Source organism: Bradyrhizobium sp. HKCCYLRH3099, assembly GCF_051167855.1.
Classification (GTDB): Bacteria; Pseudomonadota; Alphaproteobacteria; order Rhizobiales; family Xanthobacteraceae; genus Bradyrhizobium.
In genome coordinates this window covers 98,538-122,863 of the sequence record NZ_JBNPTW010000013.1, presented here as the reverse complement: position 1 = coordinate 122,863, position 24,326 = coordinate 98,538, and the positions used below count along the sequence as shown (strand labels likewise).

Below are 24,326 nucleotides of genomic sequence, written 5' to 3'. Positions count from 1 at the left end.
CGGCTCTTCCTGGGGGCGGGCTTCAAGTTCCGCTCCCATCAACCTTCCGTCAGGACAACGCCCCCCTCCGTCGGAAGGAACTCGGGCGGTGAGGTCCCCCAGCCTCACCGCCCACTTTCCTGTCGATCACCCCTGCGCCGATGCCGCCTTGCACGGAAACGGCAGCCGGGCCATGTAGATGGACATCGAACCGTGAGTGTCGCCCCCGTTTCCGCAATGCGCCTGCTGATCATCGAAGACGACCGCGAGTCCGCCGACTATCTGGTCAAGGCGTTCCGCGAAGTCGGCCACGTCGCCGATCTCGCCGGCGACGGCGAGGAGGGCCTCGCCATGGCCGAGAGCGGCGATTACGACGTGCTGGTGGTCGACCGCATGCTGCCCAAGCGCGACGGCCTGTCGATGATCGGCGCGTTGCGCGACAAGGGCAACCGGACACCGGTGCTGATCCTGTCCGCGCTCGGCCAGGTCGACGACCGCATCAAGGGCCTGCGCGCCGGCGGCGACGATTACCTCCCGAAACCTTACGCTTTTGCCGAACTGCTCGCCCGCGTCGAGGTGCTGTCGCGCCGCCATGGCGGGCCGGCCGAGGAGACGACCTACAAGGTCGGCGACCTCGAGCTCGACCGGCTGTCGCACCGGGTGGCCCGCGGCAAGGACGAGCTGACCCTGCAGCCGCGCGAGTTCCGGCTGCTCGAATATCTGATGAAGCATGCCGGGCAGGTGGTGACGCGCACCATGCTCCTGGAGAACGTCTGGGACTATCACTTCGATCCGCAGACCAACGTGATCGACGTCCATATCTCGCGGCTGCGCTCCAAGATCGACAAGGGTTTTGACCGTCCCTTGCTCCACACCATCCGCGGCGCGGGGTACATGATCCGTGACGGCCTTCGGTAAGCTGATCCGCACCACGGCGTTCCGGCTGACGCTGGTCTATCTGCTGTTGTTCGCGCTGTTTGCCGCCTCGCTGCTCGGCTATTTCGCCTGGAACACCCGCCGCCTCATCACCGAGCAGATCTCCACCACGGTCACCTCTGAGATCAGCGAGATGACCGACATCTTCTCCCGCTGGGGCCTGCGCGGCATCGTCGGCGCGATCGAGAGCCGCGCGTTGCGGCCCGGCGCCAATCTCTATCTGATCACGACGCCGACCGGGCAGGCGATCGCCGGCAATGTCGGCTCGCTCGCGCCCGGCGTGATGGGCTCGTCCGGATGGTCGGAGACGTTCTATCGCCGGCTCGACGACACCAGCGAGCAGAACCATCGGGCGCTGGTCTATGTCACCCAGCTCTCCAGTGGTTTTCGCTTGCTGATCGGCCGCGACCTCGAAGAGCGCCGCCGCCTGTTCGGCATCGTCGCCAAGGCGGCGCAATGGTCGGTGCTGGTGGTGGTCGTGCTCGGCATCGGCGGCGGCATCTTCGTGTCGCGGCGCGTGCTGGTCCGGATCGATGCGATGACCGGCACCACGCGGCGGATCATGGACGGCGATCTCTCCGGCCGGTTGCCGGTCGGGCGCAGCGGCGACGAGCTCGATCGTCTGGCGGAAAATCTCAACGCGATGCTGGAGCGGATCGAGGCGCTGATGACCGGCCTCAAGGAGGTCTCGGACAACATCGCCCATGATCTGAAGACACCGCTGACGCGGTTGCGCAACCGCGCCGAGGAGGCGCTGGCAAAGTCGCGCTCCGAGGACGAATATCGCGCGGCGCTGGAGCGCACGATCGAGGAATCCGATGGCCTGATCCGGACCTTCAATGCGCTCTTGATGATCGCGCGGGCGGAGTCCGGACAGGCGCGCGGCGACATGGTCGAGTTCGATGCGGCCGAAGTCGCCGGCGGCATCCACGAGCTGTACGAGCCGCTCGCCGAGGACAATGAGATGACCCTGCGGGTCAAGGCGGCGGCCGCGCCGGTGCATGGCAATCGCGAGCTGATCAGTCAGGCGCTCGCCAATCTCGTCGAGAACGCGATCAAATACGGCAAGCCCGCGGCGCTGCCGCTCGATTCCGCCACGGCGGCGGCCAGCCGCGAGATCCTGATCGAGGCGCGGCGCGAGGGCGGCCAGGTGCTGCTCAGTGTCACCGATCATGGCGAGGGGATTCCTGAGGCCGAGCGCAAGCACGCGGTCGAGCGGTTCGTGCGGCTGGAAGCATCGCGCACCCTGCCGGGTTCCGGCCTCGGCCTGAGCCTCGCCTCGGCGGTGGCGACGTTGCACGGCGGCGAACTCCGGCTCGGCGACGCGAAACCCGGATTGATCGCGACGCTGGTGCTGCCGGCCGGCGCGGGCCTGCCCGCGAAGCTTGCGGCGCCGACACAGGATGTGCCACAGAAGGCCGCATGACCTCATCCGCGCCGGGAAACGCGGACGGGCAGAATCTGGCCGGGCGTTTCGTTGCCGGCCCGCATGTCCGTGCGCCCGACAAAGCCGAACAATTCTTGCAAGACTGGCTCGCCGAGCTCGAGCCCGCCCAGGCCGCCAGCCTCGCGGCCCTGCTGGGAGACGGCTGGGCCAGGACGATCCTGCTCGGCATCGCCGAATGCTCCCCCTATCTGTTCGATCTGGTCCGCGCCGACGCCTCTCGCCTCGACCGCCTCCTGCGTTGCGAGCCGCAGGCGCATCTCGACGACCTGATCGCCCGCACCTCGCGCGAGGTGTTCGCCGCCACCAGCGAAGCCGACGTGATGAGATTGCTGCGCCAGCTCAAGGCCGAAGCGGCGCTGTTGATCGCGCTGTGCGACATCGGCGGCGTCTGGCCCGTCATGCAGGTGACGGCGGGACTGACCGATATCGCGGTGTCCTCGGTGGAGATGGCGCTGCGCTATCTGTTGCGGCAGGAAGCCGCGCGCGGCCGTCTCTCGCCTCCCGATGCCGAGCAGCCGGAGCAGGGCTCGGGCCTGTTCGTGCTCGCGATGGGCAAGATGGGCGCGGGCGAGCTGAACTATTCGAGCGACATCGATCTGATCGTGTTCTTCGATCCCGAGAGCCATTCGCTCGCGCGGGACATCGAGCCGCAGCCGTTCTTCGTCCGCGTCACCCAGGCCATGGCGCGGCTGCTGCAGAGCCGCACGGCCGACGGCTACGTGTTCCGCGTCGACCTCCGGCTGCGGCCGGACCCAGCCTCGACACAGGTGGCGATGTCGACCGAGGCCGCGCTGCATTACTACGAGCGGGAGGGACGCACCTGGGAGCGCGCCGCGATGATCAAGGCGCGGATCTGCGCCGGTGATGTCGCCGCCGGCGAAGTGCTGCTCGCCGAGCTGTCGCCCTTCGTCTGGCGCAAGCATCTCGACTTCCAGGCGCTGACCGACGTCCACGACATGAAGCGGCAGATGCAGGTCTATCGCGGCCACAGCGAGATCGCGGTCGAAGGCCACAACGTCAAGGTCGGGCGGGGCGGCATCCGCGAAATCGAGTTCTTCGCCCAGACCCAGCAGCTCATCGCCGGCGGCCGCCATCCCGAATTGCGCGTGCGTCCGACCCTGCAGGCGCTCGACGTGCTTACCGCGAGCAAGTGGATCACCGAGCAGGCGCGCGATGAGCTCACCATCGCCTACGAGTTTCTGCGCCGCGTCGAACACCGGCTGCAGATGATGGCCGACGAGCAGATCCACAGCCTTCCCGACGACGTCGAAGGCGTGGCTCGCTTCGCCTGCTTCTTCGGCTACGACAGCCGCGAAAGCTTCGCGACGGACCTGCTGTTCCACCTGAATATCGTGCAAGGCCACTATGCGCGCCTGTTCGAGGGCGATCCGACCGGCACCGTCAGCCTGCCCGCGGTGAACTACGCGGCCGGTCCCGACGATGCGCGGCTGATGGAGCATCTTGCCGGGCTTGGCTTCCGCGATCCGGTGATGGTGGCCAAGACCCTGCAGCAATGGCTCGCGGGCGAGTATCGCGTGTTCCGTGCGGAGGCGACGCGCGCCGCCTTCAACGATTTCCTGCCGGCGCTGATCGATGGTCTCGCGCATGCCGACGAACCGGATCGCGCCGTCGTCGCGTTCGACCGCTTCCTGCAGGCGCTGCAGCTCGGTGGCCGGCTGATCACCTTGCTCGGGCAGAACCGCGATCTCGTCGCGCTGGTCGCGCTCGTGCTCGGCACCGCACCGCGGCTCGGCGACATGCTGGCGCGGCAGCCGCGGCTGATGGACGGCTTGATAGATCCGCGCTTCTTCGGTGCGATCCCCGACAAGCGCGAGCTGTCCGAGCGCTTGGCAACGACGCTGCAGGATGCCGGGACCTATGAGGAGTTTCTCGATCGTCTGCGGCTGTTCGGCCAGGAGAGCCTGTTCCTGATCGGCACGCGCATTCTCTCCGGCACCGTCTCCGCGCAGCAGGCCGGCACGGCGTTCGCCGACGTCGCCGAGGGCATCGTGCACACGGTGCACGGCCTGGTCACCGACCGTTTTGCTGCCCAGCACGGCCGCATCGCGGGGCAGGAGACGGCGATCGTCGCGATGGGCCGGCTGGGCGCGCGCGAGATGACGGCGTCCTCCGACCTCGACCTGATCCTGCTGTACGACTTCGATGCCGATAGGCCGGACTCGGACGGCGAGCGTTCGCTGCAGGGCGCGCATTACTTCGCCCGCTTCACGCAACGGCTGATCTCGGCCTTCACGTCGCGCACCAATTACGGCGTGCTCTACGACATCGACATGCGGCTGCGGCCCTCGGGCCGCGCCGGTCCGCTCGCCTCGCACATCGACTCCTTTGCGCATTATCAGGAGCAGGAGGCCTGGACGTGGGAGCACATGGCGCTGACGCGCGCGCGGGTGATCTCGGCCTCGCCGGCGTTCCGCGCCCGCATCGAGGCCATCATTCAGACCGCGCTGCGGCGCGCGCGCGACGCCGCGGCGATCGCGCGCGACGTCGCCGACATGCGCCGGGCGATCGCGGCGGAGAAGGGCGAAGCGGATCTGTGGGATCTCAAGCACGCCGCCGGTGGCATGGTCGACATCGACTTCGTCGCGCAATATCTGCAACTCGTGCACGCCGCGACCCGACCGGAGATCCTCGACGTCAGCTCGCTCGCGGTGCTCGACAATGCCGAGCGTCTCGGCGTGCTGCCGCGCGCGGAGGCCGTGATCCTGCGCCAGGCGGCGCGGCTCTATCACGACCTGACGCAGATCCTGCGCCTGTGCGTCAGCGACAAGTTCAAGCCCGACCAGGCCGGCGACGATCTGTTGCGGGTGCTGGCGCGAGCCGGGGATGCGCCGGATTTCTCGGCGCTTGAGGCGCGGGTGCGCGAGACGCAGAGCGAGGTGCGCCGCGTATTCACGACGCTAATGGAGGAATGATCTGCTCAAGCAGCGCGATGAGGAGTGACGAGTTACGCCTTTTCCTTCGCGACCGCGTCCTGCTTCAGCTTGCCGATCGCGTCCTTCACGGCGGGGTCGAGGCCTTCGCCGCCGGCGTCGTGGTGGGCGTAGATGGTCTTGAGCATGCGCGGGTCCCAGAACTTCTTGATGTGTTCGGCGACGCCGGCGACCTCTTTCTCGCGGCCCTGGCTCTGGAAGAACTTGCCGATCTGGTTCGCCATATAGACGAGGCGGTCTTGGGTGCTATGCGACATGGGGCTTGTCCGTCTGAGGTGATTGCGCGCGCGGCTCGGCGCTCGCGACGATGCGGTCGGGGTGGGTGAAGATTTCGAAGCCGTCGTTGCGGGCCACCGCAATCAGCGTGATGCCCGCAGCCTCGGCCATGCGAATGGCAAGCGCGGTCGGAGCGGAGACCGCGACCAGCACCGGGGCGCCCATCGCGGCGGCTTTCTGCACCAGCTCGACGGAAACGCGGCTGGTCATGATCACCACGCCTTCGCTCGCGGCGCTCCCCACCTGCGCGAGATGGCCGGCGAGCTTGTCGAGCGCATTATGGCGGCCGACATCCTCGCGCAAGCCGACGATGCCGCGGGCCGGCGTCCAGAACGCCGCGGCGTGCACCGCGCGTGTCTCATGATTGAGCTTCTGCAGCGGTTCGATCGCGGCCAGGGCGGCCATGATGTCGCGCGGTGTGAAGCGGCGGCCGTGGGGTACATGCGCCGCCGGCCGCACAGCTTCGGCAAGGGAATCGATGCCGCACAGGCCGCAGCCAGTGGGCCCGGCGATGTTGCGGCGGCGCTCGGCGAGGCGTTCGGCGAGCGCATCGGGCAGCCACATCCGCAGCTCGATGCCGTCGTCGAGTTCGACGACGTCGAGCGAGACGATCTCGTCGCCGCTCGTGATCAGTCCTTCGTTGAGGCTGAAGCCGATGGCGAAGTCGCGCAGGTCCTGCGGCGTCGCCATCATGACGGCCTGGGTGCCGCCATTGTAGGTCAGCGCGACCGCGGTCTCCTCCGGCACGCGGCGGTGGCCCTCGGTGAGGGCTCCGTCGCGCCAGACCAGACGATCCGCGATGCGCACTGCATCTCGCATGCTACTCCGCCGCCTCCACGATCGGAGCGATGCGGCGCGAGTTGCGGGCCTGCTCGTCATAGGCCTTCTGCCAGTCCGACGGGCCGTTGGACTGCGACACCTGCACCGCCGTCACCTTGTACTCGGGGCAGTTGGTCGCCCAGTCCGAGTAGTCGGTGGTGATGACGTTGGCCTGGGTCAGCGGGTGGTGGAACGTGGTGTAGACCACGCCCGGCGCCACGCGCTCGGATATCAGCGCATGCAGCGTCGTCTCGCCGGCGCGGCTGGTCAGCCGCACCCAGTCGCCGTCGCGGATGCCGCGCTGCTCGGCGTCGTGCGGATGGATCTCCAGCACGTCCTCGCCATGCCACACCACGTTGTCGGTGCGCCGCGTCTGGGCGCCGACATTGTACTGCGACAGGATGCGGCCGGTGGTGAGCAGGAGCGGGAAGCGCGGGCCGGTGCGCTCGTCGGTCGCGACATATTCGGTGACCACGAACTTGCCCTTGCCGCGGACGAAGCCGTCGACATGCATGATCGGCGAGCCCTCGGGGAACTTCTCGTTGCAGGGCCACTGCACCGAGCCCATCTCCTCGAGCTTCTGATAGGAGACGCCAGTGAAGGTCGGCGTCAGCGCCGCGATCTCGTCCATGATCTCCGAGGGATGGTTGTACTTCATCTCGAAGCCCATCGCCTTGGCGAGGCCGATCGTGACCTCCCAGTCGGCGAGGCCGTTGCGCGGCGTCATCACCTTGCGGACGCGCTGGATGCGGCGCTCGGCGTTGGTGAAGGTGCCGTCCTTCTCCAGGAAGGTCGAGCCCGGCAGGAAGACGTGGGCGTAGTTGGCGGTCTCGTTCAGGAACAGGTCCTGCACGATGACGCATTCCATCGACGACAGCGCCTGCACCACATGCGTGGTGTTCGGATCGGACTGCAGGATGTCCTCGCCCTGCACGTAGAGGCCCTTGAAGGTGCCGTCGATCGCGGAGTCGAACATGTTGGGGATGCGCAGGCCCGGCTCAGGGTTGAGCTTGACGTTCCACATCGCCTCGAACTGGTCGCGCACCGCATCGCCCGAGATGTGCCGGTAGCCGGGCAGCTCGTGCGGGAACGAGCCCATGTCGCAGGAGCCCTGCACGTTGTTCTGGCCGCGCAGCGGGTTCACGCCGACGCCGCGGCGGCCGATATTGCCGGTGGCCATCGCCAGATTGGCGATCGCGATCACCGTGGTCGAGCCCTGGCTGTGCTCGGTCACGCCGAGACCGTAATAGATCGCGCCGTTGCCGCCCTTGGCGTAGAGCCGGGCCGCGCCGCGGATCGCTTCCGCATCGACGCCGGTGAACTGGGCGACCGCCTCGGGGCTGTTCTTCTCCAGCGCGACGAACTCGGCCCAATCCTGGAACTCGCTCCAGTCGCAGCGCTCGCGCACGAAGGTCTCGTTGACGAGGCCCTCGGTGACGATGACATGCGCCAGCGCGGTCAGGATCGCGACGTTGGTGCCGGGCAGCAGCGGCAGGTGATAGTCCGCCTTGATGTGCGCCGACTTCACGAGATCGATCTTGCGGGGATCGACGACGATCAGCTTGGCGCCCTGGCGCAGCCGCTTCTTCATGCGCGAGCCGAACACCGGATGCGCGTCGGTCGGATTGGCGCCGATCACCATGATCACGTCGCTGTCCTCGACCGAGTCGAAGTCCTGCGTGCCGGCCGAGGTGCCGAAGGTGGTGGCGAGGCCGTAGCCGGTCGGCGAGTGGCAGACGCGGGCGCAGGTGTCGACATTGTTGTTGCCGAAGCCGGCGCGGATCAGCTTCTGCACCAGATAGGTTTCTTCGTTGGTGCAGCGGGACGAGGTGATGCCGCCGATGGAGTCGCGACCATGCTTGGCCTGGATGCCGCGGAGCCTCTCGGCGGCGAAGGTGAAGGCCTCGTCATAGGAGACCTCGCGCCAGGGCTGGTCGATGGTCTCGCGGATCATCGGCTTGAGAATGCGCTCCTTGTGGGTCGCATAGCCATAGGCGAAGCGGCCCTTGACGCAGGAATGGCCGCGATTGGCCTTGCCGTCCTTGTAGGGCACCATGCGCACGACTTCCTCGCCGCGCATCTCCGCCTTGAAGGCGCAGCCGACGCCGCAATAGGCGCAGGTGGTGACCGCCGAATGCTCGGGCTGGCCGATCTCGATCACGCTCTTCTCGGTCAGGGTCGCGGTCGGGCAGGCCTGCACGCAGGCGCCGCAGGACACACACTCCGAGCCGAGGAAGCTCTCGCTCATGCCCGGCGACACCCGGCTGTCGAAGCCGCGGCCGGAGATGGTCAGCGCGAACGTGCCTTGCACCTCCTCGCAGGCGCGGACGCAGCGCGAGCAGACGATGCACTTCGAGGGATCGTAGGTGAAATAGGGGTTCGACTCGTCCTTCGGCAGCCAGGCTGGATTGGCCTCGCCACAGGCGTCGGCGAACACGTGGTTCTCACCCTGGTTGCCGTAGCGCACGTCGCGCAGGCCGACCGCGCCGGCCATGTCCTGCAGCTCGCAATCGCCATTGGCGGCGCAGGTCAGACAGTCGAGCGGATGGTCGGAGATGTAGAGCTCCATCACGCCCTTGCGCAGCTTCTTCAGCCGCTCGGTCTGGGTGTGCACGACGAGGCCCGCGGCGACCGGCGTGGTGCACGAGGCTGGCGTGCCGGCGCGGCCTTCCACCTCGACGAGGCAGAGGCGGCAGGAGCCGAACGCATCGACCATGTCGGTCGCGCACAGCTTCGGGATCTGCGTGCCGGCCTCCATGGCCGCGCGCATGATCGAGGTGCCCTCGGGAACGGTGATGCTCTGGCCGTCGATGGTAAGCGTCACCATCTTCTCGGACTTGGAGAGCGGGGTGCCGTAATCGGTTTCGTGGATGAGCGACATGGCCGTGTCCTTGTTCCCGAATGTCTATTCCGCAGCCTGCAGGCGCGGTTGCTGAGGACCGAAATCCTCGCGGAAGTGTTTCAGCGCCGAGAGCACAGGGTAGGGCGTGAAGCCGCCGAGTGCACAGAGCGATCCAAGCTTCATAGTGCCGCAGAGGTCCTCGACCAGAGCGATGTTTTCCGCGACGCGCTCGCCGCGGCGGATCTTGTCGATGGTCTCGGCGCCGCGCGTCGAGCCGATGCGGCAGGGCGTGCACTTGCCGCAGGATTCGATGGCGCAGAACTCCATCGCGAAGCGCGCCTGCTTCGACATGTCGACGCTGTCGTCGAACACGACGATGCCGCCATGGCCGATCAGGCCCTCCTTGGCGGCGAACGCCTCGTAGTCGAACGGGGTGTCGAACAGCGCGCGGGGGAAGTAGGCGCCGAGCGGGCCACCGACCTGCACCGCGCGCACCGGGCGGCCGGTGAAGGTGCCGCCGCCGATGTCGTCGACGAGCTCACCAAGCGTGATGCCGAACGCGGTCTCGAACAGGCCGCCGAACTTGACGTTCCCCGCGATCTGGATCGGCATCGTGCCGCGCGAGCGTCCCATGCCGAAATCGGCATAGGCCTTGGCGCCTTCATCGAGGATGAAGGGGATGGCGGCGAACGACAGCAGATTGTTGACCACGGTCGGTTTGCCGAACAGGCCGTGATGCGCGGGCAGCGGCGGCTTCGCGCGGACGATGCCGCGCTTGCCTTCGAGGCTCTCCATCAGCGCGGTCTCTTCGCCGCAGACATAGGCGCCGGCGCCGGTGCGGACTTCGAGATCGAATGTGTAGTTCGAGCCCGAGATCTTGTCGCCGAGCAGGCCGGCCTTTTTGGCGATGTCGATCGCCTTGGTCATGGTCGCGATCGCGTGCGGATATTCCGAGCGCGTGTAGATGTAGCCCTTGGTGGCGCCCACCGCGATGCCGCAGATGGTCATGCCTTCGATCAGCACGAAGGGATCGCCTTCCATCAGCATGCGATCGGCGAAGGTGCCGCTGTCGCCTTCGTCGGCGTTGCAGATGACGTATTTGCGATCGGCCGCGGTCTGCGACACCGTCTTCCACTTGATGCCGGTCGGGAAGCCTGCGCCGCCGCGGCCGCGCAGGCCCGACGTCGTGACCTCGGCAATCACGGCATCCGGCGAGAGCGTCAGGGCGCGCGTGAGGCCCTTGTAGCCGCCATGGGCGCGGTAGTCCTCCAGCGACAAGGGATCGACGATCCCGCAGCGGGCGAAGGTGAGGCGGGTCTGCCGCTTCAGCCACGGGATCTCCTCGGTCAGGCCGAGCGAGAGCTTGTGCGACTTGTCGTCGATGATGGCGTCGAGCAGCGACGGTACGTCGTCGGCGGTCACGGGACCGAAGCCGAAGCGGCCCTGCGCCGTCTCCAGCTCGACCAGCGGCTCGAGCCAGTACAACCCACGCGAGCCGTTGCGCACGATTTCAATATCGACCTTGCGCTCCAGCGCCGCCTTGTGCAGCGCGTGGGCGACCTCATCGGCGCCGACGGCGAGCGCGCCGGCATCACACGGGACAAAAAGACGCACGCTCATCGCTGGGCCTCCGAGACGAGAGCATCGATCCGGGCCTCATCGAGCCGGCCGACCAGCCGGCCGTCGATCATCGCCGACGGCGCGGTGGCGCACAGGCCGAGGCAGTAGATCGGCTCCAGCGTGACGCGCTCGTCGGCGGTCGTGTTGCCCATGGCAATCCCGAGCTTTGCCTCAGCGCGCGCTGCGAGCGCATCGCCGCCGGCGGCCTGGCAGGCCTCGGCGCGGCACAGCTTCAGCACGTGACGGCCGGCCTTCTTGGCACGGAAGTCATGGTAGAAGGTGAACACGCCGTAAACCTCGGCGCGTGACAGGTTCAGGGCGGATGCGATCATCGGAATGGCATCCTCGGGGACATAGCCGAACGTCTCCTGCAACGCATGGAGGATGGGCAGGGTTGCTCCCTCCATCTGGCTATGTTCGGCGATGATTTCGGCGCCGCGCGCCGCGTCCCAACTTTCGTACATCGTCGTCATCTTGGGCGTCATCCTGATCCCGATTCTGCGTTGCAAGCGTTTCGCATATCAGAATTGGAATTCCTCCAGATATCAATAAAGCTGTCCCGTGCTGCGATTGCGAAACGCTATCGTAACATAGCTAGAAGTTGACGAAAAACCGGCCTTCGCGTGACCCGACTGCGGCGTGTTTTACCGTGTCCGGGACCCCTTCGCCGTGATAGGATTTCGCCCTGTCCGGAGGCGCTCAAAACGTGCGGAACCGGGCCATTCAACCGCTGGAAGGCCGCTCTCTTGATCGACAAGCTCGAACTGCTGCTGGCACTCGCCAAGGAGCGTCATTTCGGCCGCGCGGCCGAGGCCTGTGGCGTCACCCAGCCGACGATGTCGACCAGCATCAAGCAGCTTGAGGAGATCCTCGGCGTCATGCTCGTGCAGCGCGGCTCCCGGTTCCAGGGGTTTACGCCCGAAGGCGAGCGCACGCTGGACTGGGCGCGCCGCATCGTCGGCGACTTCCGCGCGATGCGCCAGGAGATCAACGGCCTCAAGGACAAGCTCTCTGGCGAGATCCGCATCGCGGCGGTGCCGACGGTGCTCGGCATGGTGGCGTCGCTGACGACCCCGTTTCGCGCCAAGCATCCGGAGGTGAGGTTCCGCATCATGTCGTGCACGTCGGCCGACGTGCTCGGCCTGCTGGAGAACCTCGAAGTTGATGCCGGCCTGACCTACATCGAGAACGAGCCGATTGGCCGCGTCCGCACCATCCCGCTCTACAACGAGAGCTACCGCCTGCTGACCGCGCCCGATGCGATGTTCGGCGATCGCGAACAGGTGACGTGGCAGGAGGTCGGGCAGGTGCCGCTGTGCCTGCTGACGCCCGACATGCAGAACCGCCGCATCATCGACCGCGCGCTGAAGGCCGCCGGCAACGAGGTGACGCCGACGCTGACCTCGAATTCGCTGCTGGTGCTGTACACCCATGTGAAGACGGGGCGTTGGGCCAGCGTGATGCCGGCCAAGCTCGCCGAGACGCTCGGCCTCGCCGACAAGGTGCGCTCGATCCCGATCGTCGATCCCGTGATCAACTACCAGATCGGCCTCGTCATCCCGCAGCGGGATCCGATGACCCCGCTGATCGCCTCGCTGGTGCAGATCGCCCGCGAGGTCGCGCCGAGCCTGCAGGCGTAAGCGCGCGGCGGCGTTCTCCGAGTAGGGTAGGCAAAGGCGCGCCCGAGCGGCCCGCCGTATCCTCGAACTCTCGCCCGCGCCGTGCCCACCATCCGCGTCCGCCGCTCTGCCGAACGACGGTGGGCACGCGCCGCCTGCGGCGTCGCTTTCCCCAGCCTAGGTTTCGCGTGTTGCTGCTGGCTCAGCCCGCTGCCCTCGATGGCACCCGGACGTGGTAATGGGCGGACTGCGCGTCATAGCGACTGAGCAGCGCCTGCGCCGCTGCCGGCACGACGGCCTGCTCATGCGCGGCTCCTGCGAAGCGCTTGACGGCGTTGTCGTCGGCGAACGTCATGATGGTCATGAACTCGACCTCCGCCTCCAGCGGCCGCCGCAGCAGCTCGATGGTGATGAACCCGGGGATGGCCCGATCCTCGATCCCCGGAAAGATCGTGGACCGCAGCAACTCCTCATAGGCATCGGCATTCGCCGGCGTGGTCCAGCCGCGCCAGATACGCTTGAGCATGATTGATCCCTTCAGGTGCGCCAGTGGCTGCCCCTGGAATCGCACAGCCGGCGATTCTGGACTTGCTCAAAATTGCGATTCTGAGTTTTGAATCTTAAAGCGACGCGTCGCAGAGCAAGGCACGCCAGGCTGCGATCAATACGCCGCGAATGTCTCGTGCATGATCTTCTCCTCCTGCCGGATGCGCAGCGTCAGCGGCACGGCATAGATGATCAGTCCGATCACCAGCGTCACATAGGCGTGCAAGGTCAGCGCGTAGCCGATCAGCTCGGGCAGGATGTTGAGGAAGTAATTCGGATGGCGGACGATCCGGAACAGCGGGTGCGTCACCAGCGCGTGGTCGCGGGCGATCATCAGCTTGACCGTCCAGAACCGTCCCAGCAATTGCGACACCACCAGCAGCATCACCGCGCCGAACAGGTAGATGACGAAGCCGGTGATGCTGATGGCGTCGAACGGAGCATCGCGGACGAGGCCTTCGGCCGTCGCGGCGAGATAGAAGGCGACATGGGCAATCGCGAGCCAGCGCGACACCGAGGCGCCGTATTCGGTCGCGCCGTCGGCGCGCAGCCGCTTCTCGTTGCGGATGGAGACCGCGAGCATGGCGAAGCGGTAGACGAAGGCGACGACGATGAAGGCGATGATCACACCCGGCACTCCCGTTTTCGGAGCGCTTGCCTTAGTTGGCGATCAACGGGTGCGTCAATACCTCAAGCGTGAGTGTCTCCATTCGCAGGCCTGCGACGACGCTTATCGGCACAAATGTCCGACGTAGCCGCCCTCACGCCGCGACCGAAATGCTCACCGTGGCCTTGTAAGCGTCGCGGGGCAGGGTGACGCGGACGACGGTGCCGTGTTCGAGGCGGGAGCGCAGGCGCATCGAGCCGCCGTGCAGCTGGGCCAGCGAGCGGGCGATGGCGAGGCCAAGGCCGGAGCCGTGATAGGTCTTGGTCATCTGGCTCTCGACCTGCTCGAACGGACGGCCGAGCCGCGCCAGCGACTGCGCGGGGATGCCGATGCCGGTGTCGGCGATGATCAGCACCACCTTGTCCTCGAACACCCGGCTGCGCATGGTGACGCGGCCGCCTTCGGGGGTGAACTTCACCGCGTTGGACAGCAGATTGACCATGATCTGCTTGGTGGCGCGGCGGTCGGCGATGACAGGGATGCTGCCCTCGATGTCGGCGTCGAGCACCAGGCTCTTGTCCTGGGCCCGGCCGGAGACGACGCGGAGCGACTCCGCGAGCGTCTTGGCGAGGTCGAGCGGCTCCATGTCGAGCTTCATGCGGCCGGCCTCGATCTTCGACATGTCGAGGATGTCGTTGATCACCTCCAGCAGATACTGACCGGATGTCAGGATGTCGTGGCAGTATTCCTGGTACTTCTCCGAGCCGAGCGAGCCGAACATGCCCGAGCCCATGATCTCGGAGAAGCCGATGATGGCGTTGAGCGGCGTGCGCAGCTCGTGGCTCATATTGGCGAGGAACTTCGACTTGGTCTGGTTGGCTTCCTCGGCGCGGGTCTTCTCCTGCGAGTATTTCTCGGCGAGGTCGGCGAGCTCGATCGCCTGGCGCTCCAGCGCCGTCTGCGAGCGCTGCAGGTCGATGACGGTGGCGCGCAGGCGCAGGTCGTTGTCGACGAGCTTCTGCTCGTGCTCCTTGATGCGGGTGATGTCGGTGCCGACCGAGACATAGCCGCCGTCCTTCGTTCGGCGCTCCGAGATGTGCAGCCAGCTGCCGTCGTCGAGCTGCGCCTCGAAGGTGCGGCCGCCCGGCGACTGCGGGCTGTGGTCGTGCAGCCGGGTGCGGATCTCCGGCATCTTGCCGACCTCGATGACGGTCTCGTAGGAGGTGCCGGGGATGACGGCGGAGTCCGGCAGCTTGTGCAGCTTCTGGAAGTGCGAGTTGCACAGCACCAGGCGATTGTTCGAATCCCACAGCACGAAGGCTTCCGAGATCGTCTCGATCGCGTCGCGCAGCCGCAGGTCGGCCTCGACGGTCTTCTCGACCAGGCTCTTCTGCTCGGTGACGTCGACCGCGATGCCGATCAGGTGCAGGCCGGAGTCCGTGGTGCCCTGGCTCAGTTCGCAGCGGACGCGGAGCCAGATCCAGTGGCCTTCGGTGTGGCGCATGCGGAAGCTCTGGTCGATCTGGTGGATGTCGCCGGCGACGAGCTGGTCGGCGATCGCGAACAGGTCGATGTCATCCGAGTTCACCAGCGCGTTGACCTCGCCGAAGGTGAGCAGGTCGGTGCGGTTCTCGAGGCCGAGCATCGCGAACATCGAGTTCGACCAGAAGATCCGGCCGCGCGACAGGTCCCAGTCCCACAGGCCGCAGCGGCCGCGGTTCAGCGCGGTGTCGATGCGGCCGCGCACGGCGTCGTTGATCAGGTCGCCCTCGCGGGCGCGGGTCGACTGCCAGTGGAAGGCGAAGCCGAGGATCAGCACCACGAAGCCGGTGGTCGCCGACAAGGTCACCGACAGCGCGGCGTCGGATCCCCAGATCGGGTCGAGCTTCTCCTGGATGATGACGACGCGGCCGGGCAGGGCCTTGATGAGCTGCGACACCGCGAAGGCCGGGCGGCCGTTCGGCAGGGTGATCTCGGTGACCGCGCCCTGCAGGCCCGGCGTCGCCAGCAGCTGCGCGGTCGAGATCAGGTCGAGGATGCGGTCATTCTCGCCGAGCGCGGCGTCGACGGGCACGCGGGCCAGGATGCGGTGGTCGGCGCCGGTGACGATGACGTGGCGGCCGGCGGCGGCCCCCCAGCTCGGGATCAGGTCCGGCAGCAGGCTCTGCAGATGCTCGATATTGGCAATGCGGTCGGCGCGCATCGCCAGGTAGCCGATGCGATCGGCGAGCAGGTCGGAGATCGCCGCGAGGTCGCGCTTGGTGGCGGCCCGCTTCTGCCGGCTCTGGTCGAGCACCTGGACGAAGGCGCCGAGGCAGATGGTGACGAGAAAGGCGATGATCAAAGTGGGGACAGCACGACGCAATACCGGCTCAGCAGTCAGCAGCCTTTGATAGGCCGGTTTCGCGATCGATTGCGCCAACCCCTTGATGGAATCAGAAGATTGGACGCACGCGTTCGCGGCATGCGCACGCGCCATGCTGTAGACCCCCGAAACTTCTTGGATTACCCGAATTTCGAAAGAGCCCCAGCCGCTTCCGAATCAAGTCAATTTGAATCCAGATTTGTGGGGCTGTCGAGAGTCAACGAATTGGCAAAAGCTAATAATTCTTATCCAATGCGATTTTGCCATGGCAAAAAACCGGCAGGATGAGTCCGAAGCAAGAACGGAGCGTGACGTCCGGGCTTCAGCCGTGCGGCGGCTCGGCGTGACTGATGACGCGCTTCACCGTCGGGAAGGCGCGCCGTACCCCGCGCTCGATGTGGTCGACATTGTCGTGCACCTTGAGCACGCTCATCGACGGCGCCGCGCGGCAGTGGAAGTTGACGATCTCGCCGGCCTCGGTGTTGCGGACGCGGACATTGTGCACGTCGTACATGTCGGTCTCGGCGGCGAAGCGCTGCAGGGCCTCGGCGATCACGGCGACGCGCTCGTGTGGCGCGTCGATGCCGAACGGCAGCTCGGGCTCGAGCGGCTCGATGTGGGTGTCGACTTCGACATCGGCGCCGAACTCGTCGCGAATCGAGCGTTCGAGCTCGTGAGCGATCGCGTGCGCGGCGAAAAGGCTCATGTCGCCGTCGACTTCCAGATCGATCGCGACGATCAGGCGGCCGCCGATGTCGTGCACGGTGACGTGGTGGATGGCGAGGCCGGAATTGCGCGCGATCACCATGATGCGCTCGCGCACGCTCTCATTGCTCAGGGCCACCGGCACCGTTGTGAAGGTGACGTCGGCGTCTGACAGCGCCTTGCCGACGGCGGCCTGGGCCTGTCGCTTGATCTCGTCGACGCGGTCGATCGGGTAGGTGCGCGGCACCTGCACGGTGGCATCGACGAAATGCGTGGCGCCGACGAGCCGCACGCGCAGACGTTCGACATCGACGACGCCGGCGACCGAGCGGATCGCGGCATCGGCCTTTTCCGCCGCGCCGTCGGGGGCGCGGTCGAGCAGTGTTTCTACGGTAGAGCGCGCGAGCCGCAGGCCGAGCACCGAGATCATCAATGCGACCGCGACGGCGGCCGCGGAATCGCCCCACCAGAAGCCGAGCGCGGTGAGCACGAGGCCGCCGATGACGGCGACCGAGCCGAGCACGTCGGAGGCGAAATGCAGTGCGTCCGCGGCGAGCGCCTGGCTGTGGGTTTCGTGCGCGGCCCGGTGCAGCGCGCGGGCGCGCCAGAAGTTGACGGCGATGTCGACCAGCAGCACGACGAAGGGAATGGCCGAGAGCGATGGCGGCGGCGCCGCCTCGCGCAGCCGGCTGACGGACTCGACCAGCACGCCGCCGGCCAGCACATAGAGCAGGGCGATGACGCCGAGCGCCGACAGGCTCTCCAGCTTGCCATGGCCGTAATGGTGCTCGTCGTCGGCCGGACGGTCCGATACCCGAACGACCATCCAGGTGATGATCGTGGCCACGACGTCGACGGCGCTGTGCAGCGCTTCGGAGACCAGCGCGAGACTGCCGATCAGCACGCCGACGATGAACTTCGCCGCTGCCATGCTCGCGCTCGCCGCGATCGAGATCGCGGCGACACGGGCTTTTCCGGAATCGACATGGGAAGCGGCGTCGGTCATGGCCGCGGATGTAGCAGCCGAGGCTCCGCGGTGAAAGCCGGGATCGCGCGGGCCATGTGCATGGCATGCTGGCTTGCTGTCTTCGCCCGCGCGCGGTTTCGATTGCTTCTAAATCTCAGGAGATTGCGTTCACAAGGTCACCACGATCTTGCCGAGATGCTTGTTCGCTTCCATGTGCGCGAACGCCGCGCCGATGTCGTCGAAGGCGAAGACGCGGTCGATCGGAAGCTGCAGTGTTCGCTGCTCGACGGCGCTCCAGATGTCCTGCTTCACCTCGTTGAAGATCGCGCGGATCTCCTCGATCGAACGGGTGCGGAAGGTGACACCGACATAGGTGATACGGCGCGCGGCGTGCAGGTCGAAGTTGAAGTCCGCGTGGGTGCCGCCGAGCCGGCCGACATTGACGATGCGGCCGAGCACCTTGGTGGCCGCGAGGTTCTGGTTGGCGACCGCGCCGGAGACCTGGTCGATGATCAGGTCGACGCCCTGGCCGTCAGTCGCTTGCAGCACCTGATCGACCCACGCCGGATCGCTCGAATCGATCGCGAGGTCGGCGCCGAATTCCTTGAGCCGGCCGCGGCGCATCGCATCGGTGGAGGAGCCGATCACGAGCCGGGCACCCTTGAGCTTGGCGATCTGCATCGCCATCAGGCCGACGCCGGAGCTCGCGCCCTGGACGAGCACGGCTTGGCCCGGCTGCATCGCGCCGTTGGTGACGACGGCATTGTGCATGGTGGTCAGCGCGATCGGCAGCGTCGCGGCCTCGTCGAAATTCATGTTCGACGGCGCGTGGAACAGCCGGCCGTGATCGGCGAGGGTGTATTCGGCGAAGGCGGCGGCGCCCGAGCCCATTACGCGGTCGCCGACCTTGAGGCCCTTGGCGTCCGGTCCGAGCTCGGCGACCTCGCCGGCCCATTCCATGCCGAGCACGGTGCCGACACCGCCGGCGGCGCCATGCACATGGCCCTTGGTCATGCCGAGATCGGCGCGGTTGAGGCCGCAGGCGCGCACGCGGACCAGCACCTGCGTGCCCTTCGGCACGGGCTTGGCGACGTCGGTGATCGCGGCGCCCTGGGCGCCATAGACATAGGCTTTCATCGCGAGGAATCCTGTCGGGCTGCGAGCGGCGTGGTCACTGTGCCGCTCTTCTCGGCGCACCGCCTAACAGGCGGCGAGCCGATCCGACAAGACTCTGGTCGCGACCGATACGGTTCCGCCAGCGACGCGCGCGCGTCAGGCGGCGACGGAGGCTTCCGCCTCGTCGAACGCCGAGGAGATGTCGCGCATGCTGATGACGCCGGCGAGCGCGAAGTCGACGATGACGGGCAGATGGCGGATGTGATGCACGTTCATGAGGTGGCGGACATGCTCGAGCGTGTCCTCGGTACTGCAGGAGATCAGCCGCTGCGGCGAGATCAGCTGCGAGACCTTCATGCTGACCCCGGCGGCACCGTGCTCGGCAATGGCGCGAACGACGTCGCGTTCGGTGAACATGCCCGCGGCGGTATTGCCCTCCGTGCGGACGACGTCCTTGACGACGAGGGCGCTGACATTGCTCGAGCGCATCAGCTGCGCCGCGACGCCGACGGTCTCGTTCATCCGCACCGTGATCACGCGCGCCGTCTTGTTGCGCAGGATGTCTCCGACTTTCATGGCACCCTCCCGTTGGTTGTTAATGAACGATTCAAGTCTGGTATACGTTATGCCAGAAGTCAATCGGGAGATGGCGATTTCGTGTGCGTCGTCGTGTTTTTTGCGGGAAGCAGACAGATTTGGCACGCTGATCCCGCATCGGCAGTGCGCTCCCTCTCCCCTTGTGGGGGAGGGCTGGGGAGGGGGGTAGCCCAGAGGTCGGTGGGTGTGGCCACCCCCCTCCCTAACCCTCCCCCACAAGGGGGGAGGGAACATAGCTTTCCTGTTGAGCCAGTGTGCCTCACTGCAGCGGCGCAAAGTGACCCCCTGCAAACAAAAGAGGCGCACCAGGGTGCGCCTCGAAGTCACGGGAAGAAGAGGTGGGCCTCAAGCGGTGCGAACGTCCTGCCTCGTCGGCTCGGAAGCGGTGGCTTCCTTGCCGAGAATGAAGGCGCGGCGCAGCGGCTTGATGACGAACAGCGCCAGCAGCGCCGCGGTTGCGTTGAGGCCGACGCCGATCACGAACACAGCCTGCCAGCCATACTTGGCCGAGACGAGGCTCGCGAGCGGCACGAGCAGCGACGCGGTGCCCTTCGCGGTGTAGAGCATGCCGTTGTTGGTCGCGGCATATTTGCTGCCAAAGGTGTCGCCCGACGTGGCCGGGAACAGGCTGTAGATCTCGCCGAACACGCCGAAATAGACGGCGGTGGCGAGCACGAACACGATCGGATTGTGCCCGTAGGTCGACAAGGTCAGCAGCATCACCGCGGCCGTGCCGAAGGCGATGAACATGGTGTGCTCGCGGCCGATCGTATCCGAGATCCAGCCGAACACCGGTCGGCCGAAGCCGTCGAAGATGCGGTCGAGCGAGATCGCGAACGTCAGCGCCGCCATCTGGAAGCCGGCGAGCGTGACCGGCTCGTTGGCGATCTTGAAGTCATGCGCGATCGGGGCGATCTGGGCCGCGGTCATCAGACCGCCGGAAGCGACCATCACGAACACCAGGTACATGATCCAGAAGATCGGCGTGCGCAGCACCTGCGGCGGCGTGTAGTCGATCTTGCTCTGCGGCAGGTTGAGCTGCTTCTTGCGGGCGGGCGCCGCGTGGGTCGGCGGCCGCAGGAAGATCGCGAGCACGAACACGATCAGGCCCTGGCCGATGCCGAAGGTGAAGAACGCGGACTGATAGCCGCTCGAGGCGATCATGCTGGCGATCGGCACGACCGTCAGCGCCGCACCCGCGCCGAAGCCCGCGGCGGTGGCGCCGGCGGCAAGGCCGCGGCGGTCGGGAAACCATTTCAGCGCATTGCCGACGCAGGTGCCGTAGACCGCGCCCGCACCGATGCCGCCGACGACGGCGCCGGCATAGAGCAGGGTGAGGGAGTCGGCATAGGAGTTGAGGATCCAGGCCAGCGCAATCATCACGCCGCCGAACATGATCACGATTCGGGGGCCGTATTTGTCGACGAACCAGGCCTCGACCGGCACCAGCCAGGTCTCGGTCACGACGAAGATGGTGAAGGCGAGTTGGATGGCCGTGCGGCCCCAGTGAAACTTCGCATCGATCGGATCGACGAACAGTGTCCAGCCGTACTGGAGGTTGGCGATCATCGCCATGCAGACGATGCCCATCGCGAGCTGCAGCCAGCGGAAGCCGCTGGACTGGGCCTGGACGGGCGGTGATGCCTCTGTGCTGGAAACCATGGATCCTCCCAAGATCACGCTGTGTCCGGCGATTTGTCGCAGCCGGTACCGCTGTCGCATGTATGCCTGGGAATTCTGGTATAATATATTCCAGTCGGCAATATGGCTCGTGGCGTTGCGATGACGATGCTGCGCTGCAATCGATGGCAGCGCGACGTCCAAGCAAAAGAAAACGCTCGGCTATTCGCCGAGCGTCGCTTGCGTGGAATCATTCTATTTTATTTTCGCTGCAGCGCGAGATGATGCCTCAGAGCATCGATTTCTCGACAACCACCTTGCGCCAGGGCTTCAGCACCGCAATCGACAGGATCGAGGCGAGGATGTTGGCGCCGGCGGCGATCATGAACACCGTGTCCCAGTTGCCTGACGACTGCTGCATGTAGTTGGCGATCGGCACCAGCAGTGCCGCGGTGCCCTTTGCGGTGTAGAGCAGGCCGGCATTGGTGGTCGCGAACTTGGTGCCGAACGTGTCGGTGCAGGTCGACGGGAACAGCGAGTAGATCTCACCCCAGGCGAAGAACACGAAGCCGGAGAGGATCACGAACCACACGGGATCATGGCCCAGCATGTAGAGCGCCCAGATGCCGATGCCTTCCATGCCGAAGGCGATGAACATCGTGTTCTCGCGGCCGATATTGTCGGAGATCCAGCCGAAGAACGGACGCGTCAGGCCGTTGAGCACGCGGTCGATGGTGGCCGCGAAGGTCACCGCGGTCATGGTCATGCCGATCAAGGTCACCGGGATGTTGTCGACCTTCCAGTCGCCGGCGATCGGCTTCAAGTTGGCGGTGACCATCAGGCCGCCGGCGCCGACGATCACGAACATGAAGTACATCAGCCAGAAGATCGGCTGGCGGATCACTTCCGTCGGATTGTAGTTGCGGCGGCTCTGCACCAGGTTGGCGTTCTGCGTGACCGCGGGCACCTGGCCTTCCTTCGGTGCGAACAGGAAGAAGGCGAGGATGACGATGATGATGCCTTGTCCGAGACCGAAATACAGGAAGGTGGTCTGGAAGCCGGAGTCGCGGATCATGGCCTGGATCGGGGCGACGGTCAGCGCCGAGCCCGCGCCGAAACCGGCCGCGGTGATGCCGGCCGCGAGGCCGCGCTTGTCTGGGAACCACTTCAGCGCGTTGCCGACGCAGGTGCCGTAGACGCCGCCGGCGCCGATGCCCGCGATGATCATGCCGAGATAATAGCCGTTCAGCGTGGTGGCGTAGGAGTTGATCATCCAGCCGATGGCGCAAAGGATGCCGCCGACGAGGACGACGATGCGCGGGCCGTATTTGTCGACGAACCAGCCCTCGACCGGCACCAGCCAGGTCTCGAACAGCACGAACAGCGTGAAGGCCCACTGGATCGACGCGCGATCCCAGCCGAAGGTCTTTGCAATATCGGGAACGAAGAAGGTCCAGCCGTACTGGTAGTTGGCGATCATCACCATCGCCAAGACGCCGACGACGAGCTGTGTCCAGCGATAGGCGTCACTTACTCTTGCAGATGCGGGGGCCCCCGCGTGAGCCAAGTCCGTCATGTTTCCTCCAGGCTGTCTATTTTTGTCCTAACAGCTATGCGGAGTTTGGTATAACATATGCCAATAGACAAGCGGATTTCCGCGGAGCTTCGGCTGTTGCGTTGCGAAGCCGGCCGAAAAAGACCAGAGATAGCAAGGCAAATCGCTGCAGCGACAATACGACGCGGCAGGGGAAAATTGTAGATCAACTATCGGATTAACGTCCGGTTTAAGCGGTTGCCGCGCGCAACCGGCTCCATCCGCCCTGGATCGCGGACCAGAACAGCGCGATCAGCCCGAGCACCATGATGGTGCCGACCAGCCCGTTCGAGAAGAACACGGCCAGGGATCCCTGGGATCCCAGAAGCGATTGGCGGAAGGCTTCCTCGGCCTTGTCGCCGAGCACGATCGCGAGCACGAGCGGCGCGAGCGGATAGCCGCACTTCTTGAACAGGTAGCCGAGCACGCCGAACACCAGCATCAGCACGACATCGAACGTGCTGCTATGCACCGAATAGGCGCCGATCGCGCAGAGCACCAGGATGAGGGGGGCGATGATGCTGAAGGGAATGCGCAGGATGGCCGCGAAGATCGGCACGCAGGTCAGCACGACCAGCAGGCCGGCGAGGTTGCCGAGATACATCGAGGCGATCAGGCCCCAGACGAATTCCTTCTGCTCGACGAACAGCATCGGGCCGGGCTGCAGACCCCAGATCAAGAGGCCGCCGAGCAGCACAGCCGCGGTCGGCGAACCGGGAACTCCGAGCGAGAGCATCGGCAGCAATGCTGCGGTGCCCGCGGCGTGGGCCGCGGTTTCCGGCGCGACGACGCCCTCGATCTCGCCATGGCCGAAAGCCTTGCCGCGCTTGGAGAGCCGCTTGGCGATGCCGTAGCTCATGAACGACGCGGGCGTGGCGCCGGCCGGCGTGATGCCCATCCAGCAGCCGATCAGGCAGGAGCGCAGCGAGGTCAGCCAATAGGCCGGCATCTCCTTCCAGGTGTGCAGCACGACCCGCAGATTGATCTTGGCGTTGCCGCCGCGGAAGCTGAGACCTTCCTCCATGGTCAGCAGGATCTCGCCGATGCCGAACAGACCGATCACGGCGATGAGAAAGTCGAAGCCGTTGAGCAACTCGGTGATGCCGAAGGTCAGCCGGAGCTGGCCGGTGATGGAATCGAGGCCGACGGCCGCCAGCGCAAAGCCGATCATCATCGCCGCGATGGTCTTGAACGGCGGCTCCTTGCTGAGGCCCACGAAGCTGCAGAAGGCGAGGAAGTAGACGGCGAACTTCTCGGCCGGGCCGAATTGCAGCGCAAAGCTCGCCACCAGCGGCGCGACCAGCGTGATCATCAGCACCGCGAACAGCGCGCCGACGAAGGACGAGGTGAAGGCGGCCGTCAGTGCCTCGCCGGCCTTGCCCTGCTGCGCCATCGGGTAGCCGTCGAAGGTGGTCGCGACCGACCATGGCTCGCCGGGGATGTTGAACAATATGGATGTGATGGCGCCGCCGAACAGCGCGCCCCAATAGATGCAGGACAGCATGATGATCGCCGATGTCGGCGGCATGCTGAAGGTGAGCGGCAGCAGGATCGCGACGCCGTTGGCGCCGCCGAGCCCCGGTAGCACGCCGATGATCACGCCCAGCACAATGCCGAGGATCATCACCATGATGTTGAAGGGCTGCAGCGCAACGGCGAAGCCGTGAAACAGATTGGCGAGTTCTTCCATGCCGGCCTAGTCCTGCAACCCGTGAGCCGA

At 66.1% G+C, this 24,326-nt stretch carries 18 protein-coding genes; 4 read left to right on the top strand and 14 right to left on the bottom strand.

Going from position 1 to position 24,326, the window contains the following annotated elements; all coding sequences use genetic code 11:
- Positions 1-216: 216 nt before the first annotated feature.
- The 3 genes from ACQR1Y_RS23145 to ACQR1Y_RS23135 are packed head-to-tail and all read left to right on the top strand — an operon-like array spanning position 217 to position 5,295.
- Positions 217-897 (top strand): winged helix-turn-helix domain-containing protein, encoded by a 681-nt coding sequence (locus ACQR1Y_RS23145; RefSeq protein ID WP_434861969.1) that lies wholly within the window; start codon positions 217-219, stop codon positions 895-897.
- Entirely contained in the window at positions 881-2,341 is a 1,461-nt protein-coding gene (locus tag ACQR1Y_RS23140; protein WP_434878333.1) for an ATP-binding protein, read from the top strand. The genes ACQR1Y_RS23145 and ACQR1Y_RS23140 overlap by 17 nt, the downstream gene beginning before the upstream one ends.
- On the top strand, positions 2,338-5,295 hold the full coding sequence (locus ACQR1Y_RS23135) for a bifunctional [glutamine synthetase] adenylyltransferase/[glutamine synthetase]-adenylyl-L-tyrosine phosphorylase (RefSeq protein ID WP_434878332.1): 2,958 nt from the start codon (positions 2,338-2,340) through the stop codon (positions 5,293-5,295). Before ACQR1Y_RS23140 ends, ACQR1Y_RS23135 begins: the two co-directional genes overlap by 4 nt.
- Positions 5,296-5,327: 32 nt before the next feature.
- On the opposite strand, the gene ACQR1Y_RS23130 is transcribed toward ACQR1Y_RS23135, so the two are convergent.
- Genes ACQR1Y_RS23130 through ACQR1Y_RS23110 form a run of 5 tightly spaced genes read right to left on the bottom strand, consistent with a single transcriptional unit; the run spans position 5,328 to position 11,343 of the window.
- A complete protein-coding gene (locus ACQR1Y_RS23130; RefSeq protein ID WP_434861898.1) occupies positions 5,328-5,570 on the bottom strand; it encodes a formate dehydrogenase subunit delta in 243 nt (80 codons plus the stop codon).
- On the bottom strand, positions 5,560-6,396 hold the full coding sequence (gene fdhD, locus ACQR1Y_RS23125) for a formate dehydrogenase accessory sulfurtransferase FdhD (protein ID WP_434878391.1): 837 nt from the start codon (positions 6,394-6,396) through the stop codon (positions 5,560-5,562). Before fdhD ends, ACQR1Y_RS23130 begins: the two co-directional genes overlap by 11 nt.
- A 13-nt stretch (positions 6,397-6,409) precedes the next feature.
- Positions 6,410-9,289 (bottom strand): formate dehydrogenase subunit alpha, encoded by a 2,880-nt coding sequence (gene fdhF, locus ACQR1Y_RS23120; RefSeq protein WP_434878331.1) that lies wholly within the window; start codon positions 9,287-9,289, stop codon positions 6,410-6,412.
- Positions 9,290-9,313: 24 nt separating this feature from the next.
- Positions 9,314-10,870: a formate dehydrogenase beta subunit gene (locus ACQR1Y_RS23115; protein ID WP_434878330.1), complete on the bottom strand. Its 1,557-nt coding sequence runs from the start codon at positions 10,868-10,870 to the stop codon at positions 9,314-9,316.
- Positions 10,867-11,343 carry a formate dehydrogenase subunit gamma gene (locus tag ACQR1Y_RS23110; RefSeq protein ID WP_434878329.1) on the bottom strand — a complete coding sequence of 159 codons (477 nt, stop codon included), beginning with the start codon at positions 11,341-11,343 and terminating at the stop codon, positions 10,867-10,869. The genes ACQR1Y_RS23115 and ACQR1Y_RS23110 overlap by 4 nt, the downstream gene beginning before the upstream one ends.
- Positions 11,344-11,616: 273 nt before the next feature.
- Here ACQR1Y_RS23110 and ACQR1Y_RS23105 point away from each other — a divergent pair, with 273 nt between their 5' ends.
- Positions 11,617-12,510: a LysR family transcriptional regulator gene (locus ACQR1Y_RS23105; RefSeq protein WP_434861902.1), complete on the top strand. Its 894-nt coding sequence runs from the start codon at positions 11,617-11,619 to the stop codon at positions 12,508-12,510.
- Between the two features lie 181 nt (positions 12,511-12,691).
- Here ACQR1Y_RS23105 and ACQR1Y_RS23100 read toward each other — a convergent pair whose 3' ends face one another.
- From ACQR1Y_RS23100 to ACQR1Y_RS23060, 9 genes are all read right to left on the bottom strand, one after another.
- Complete coding sequence (locus tag ACQR1Y_RS23100; RefSeq protein ID WP_434878328.1) at positions 12,692-13,015, bottom strand: antibiotic biosynthesis monooxygenase; 324 nt, start codon at positions 13,013-13,015, stop codon at positions 12,692-12,694.
- A gap of 135 nt (positions 13,016-13,150) precedes the next feature.
- Complete coding sequence (locus ACQR1Y_RS23095) at positions 13,151-13,663, bottom strand: isoprenylcysteine carboxyl methyltransferase family protein (RefSeq protein WP_434894316.1); 513 nt, start codon at positions 13,661-13,663, stop codon at positions 13,151-13,153.
- Positions 13,664-13,796: 133 nt separating this feature from the next.
- Entirely contained in the window at positions 13,797-16,121 is a 2,325-nt protein-coding gene (locus ACQR1Y_RS23090; RefSeq protein WP_434861905.1) for an ATP-binding protein, read from the bottom strand.
- Positions 16,122-16,329: 208 nt separating this feature from the next.
- Positions 16,330-17,718: a cation diffusion facilitator family transporter gene (locus ACQR1Y_RS23085; protein WP_434861906.1), complete on the bottom strand. Its 1,389-nt coding sequence runs from the start codon at positions 17,716-17,718 to the stop codon at positions 16,330-16,332.
- A 129-nt stretch (positions 17,719-17,847) separates the two neighbouring features.
- On the bottom strand, positions 17,848-18,816 hold the full coding sequence (locus tag ACQR1Y_RS23080; RefSeq protein WP_434878326.1) for a quinone oxidoreductase family protein: 969 nt from the start codon (positions 18,814-18,816) through the stop codon (positions 17,848-17,850).
- 135 nt (positions 18,817-18,951) lie between these two features.
- Complete coding sequence (locus ACQR1Y_RS23075; RefSeq protein ID WP_434861908.1) at positions 18,952-19,371, bottom strand: CBS domain-containing protein; 420 nt, start codon at positions 19,369-19,371, stop codon at positions 18,952-18,954.
- Between the two features lie 366 nt (positions 19,372-19,737).
- Positions 19,738-21,054 (bottom strand): oxalate/formate MFS antiporter, encoded by a 1,317-nt coding sequence (gene oxlT, locus ACQR1Y_RS23070; RefSeq protein ID WP_434878325.1) that lies wholly within the window; start codon positions 21,052-21,054, stop codon positions 19,738-19,740.
- A 247-nt stretch (positions 21,055-21,301) separates the two neighbouring features.
- Positions 21,302-22,588 (bottom strand): oxalate/formate MFS antiporter, encoded by a 1,287-nt coding sequence (gene oxlT / locus ACQR1Y_RS23065; RefSeq protein ID WP_434861910.1) that lies wholly within the window; start codon positions 22,586-22,588, stop codon positions 21,302-21,304.
- A gap of 208 nt (positions 22,589-22,796) precedes the next feature.
- Positions 22,797-24,296 (bottom strand): tripartite tricarboxylate transporter permease, encoded by a 1,500-nt coding sequence (locus ACQR1Y_RS23060; RefSeq protein WP_434861911.1) that lies wholly within the window; start codon positions 24,294-24,296, stop codon positions 22,797-22,799.
- Positions 24,297-24,326: the final 30 nt, after the last annotated feature.

Excerpts from the sequence above, each read along its gene's own strand:
- ACQR1Y_RS23145 (WP_434861969.1), top strand. The coding sequence starts at position 217 with ATGCGCCTGCTGATCATCGAAGACGACCGCGAGTCCGCCGACTATCTG.
- ACQR1Y_RS23135 (WP_434878332.1), top strand. The coding sequence starts at position 2,338 with ATGACCTCATCCGCGCCGGGAAACGCGGACGGGCAGAATCTGGCCGGG.
- ACQR1Y_RS23130 (WP_434861898.1), bottom strand. The coding sequence starts at position 5,570 with ATGTCGCATAGCACCCAAGACCGCCTCGTCTATATGGCGAACCAGATC.
- fdhF (WP_434878331.1), bottom strand. The coding sequence starts at position 9,289 with ATGTCGCTCATCCACGAAACCGATTACGGCACCCCGCTCTCCAAGTCC.
- ACQR1Y_RS23115 (WP_434878330.1), bottom strand. The coding sequence starts at position 10,870 with ATGAGCGTGCGTCTTTTTGTCCCGTGTGATGCCGGCGCGCTCGCCGTC.
- ACQR1Y_RS23110 (WP_434878329.1), bottom strand. The coding sequence starts at position 11,343 with ATGACGACGATGTACGAAAGTTGGGACGCGGCGCGCGGCGCCGAAATC.
- ACQR1Y_RS23100 (WP_434878328.1), bottom strand. The coding sequence starts at position 13,015 with ATGCTCAAGCGTATCTGGCGCGGCTGGACCACGCCGGCGAATGCCGAT.
- ACQR1Y_RS23090 (WP_434861905.1), bottom strand. The coding sequence starts at position 16,121 with ATGGCGCGTGCGCATGCCGCGAACGCGTGCGTCCAATCTTCTGATTCC.
- ACQR1Y_RS23085 (WP_434861906.1), bottom strand. The coding sequence starts at position 17,718 with ATGACCGACGCCGCTTCCCATGTCGATTCCGGAAAAGCCCGTGTCGCC.
- ACQR1Y_RS23080 (WP_434878326.1), bottom strand. The coding sequence starts at position 18,816 with ATGAAAGCCTATGTCTATGGCGCCCAGGGCGCCGCGATCACCGACGTC.
- ACQR1Y_RS23075 (WP_434861908.1), bottom strand. The coding sequence starts at position 19,371 with ATGAAAGTCGGAGACATCCTGCGCAACAAGACGGCGCGCGTGATCACG.
- oxlT (WP_434878325.1), bottom strand. The coding sequence starts at position 21,054 with ATGGTTTCCAGCACAGAGGCATCACCGCCCGTCCAGGCCCAGTCCAGC.
- oxlT (WP_434861910.1), bottom strand. The coding sequence starts at position 22,588 with ATGACGGACTTGGCTCACGCGGGGGCCCCCGCATCTGCAAGAGTAAGT.
- ACQR1Y_RS23060 (WP_434861911.1), bottom strand. The coding sequence starts at position 24,296 with ATGGAAGAACTCGCCAATCTGTTTCACGGCTTCGCCGTTGCGCTGCAG.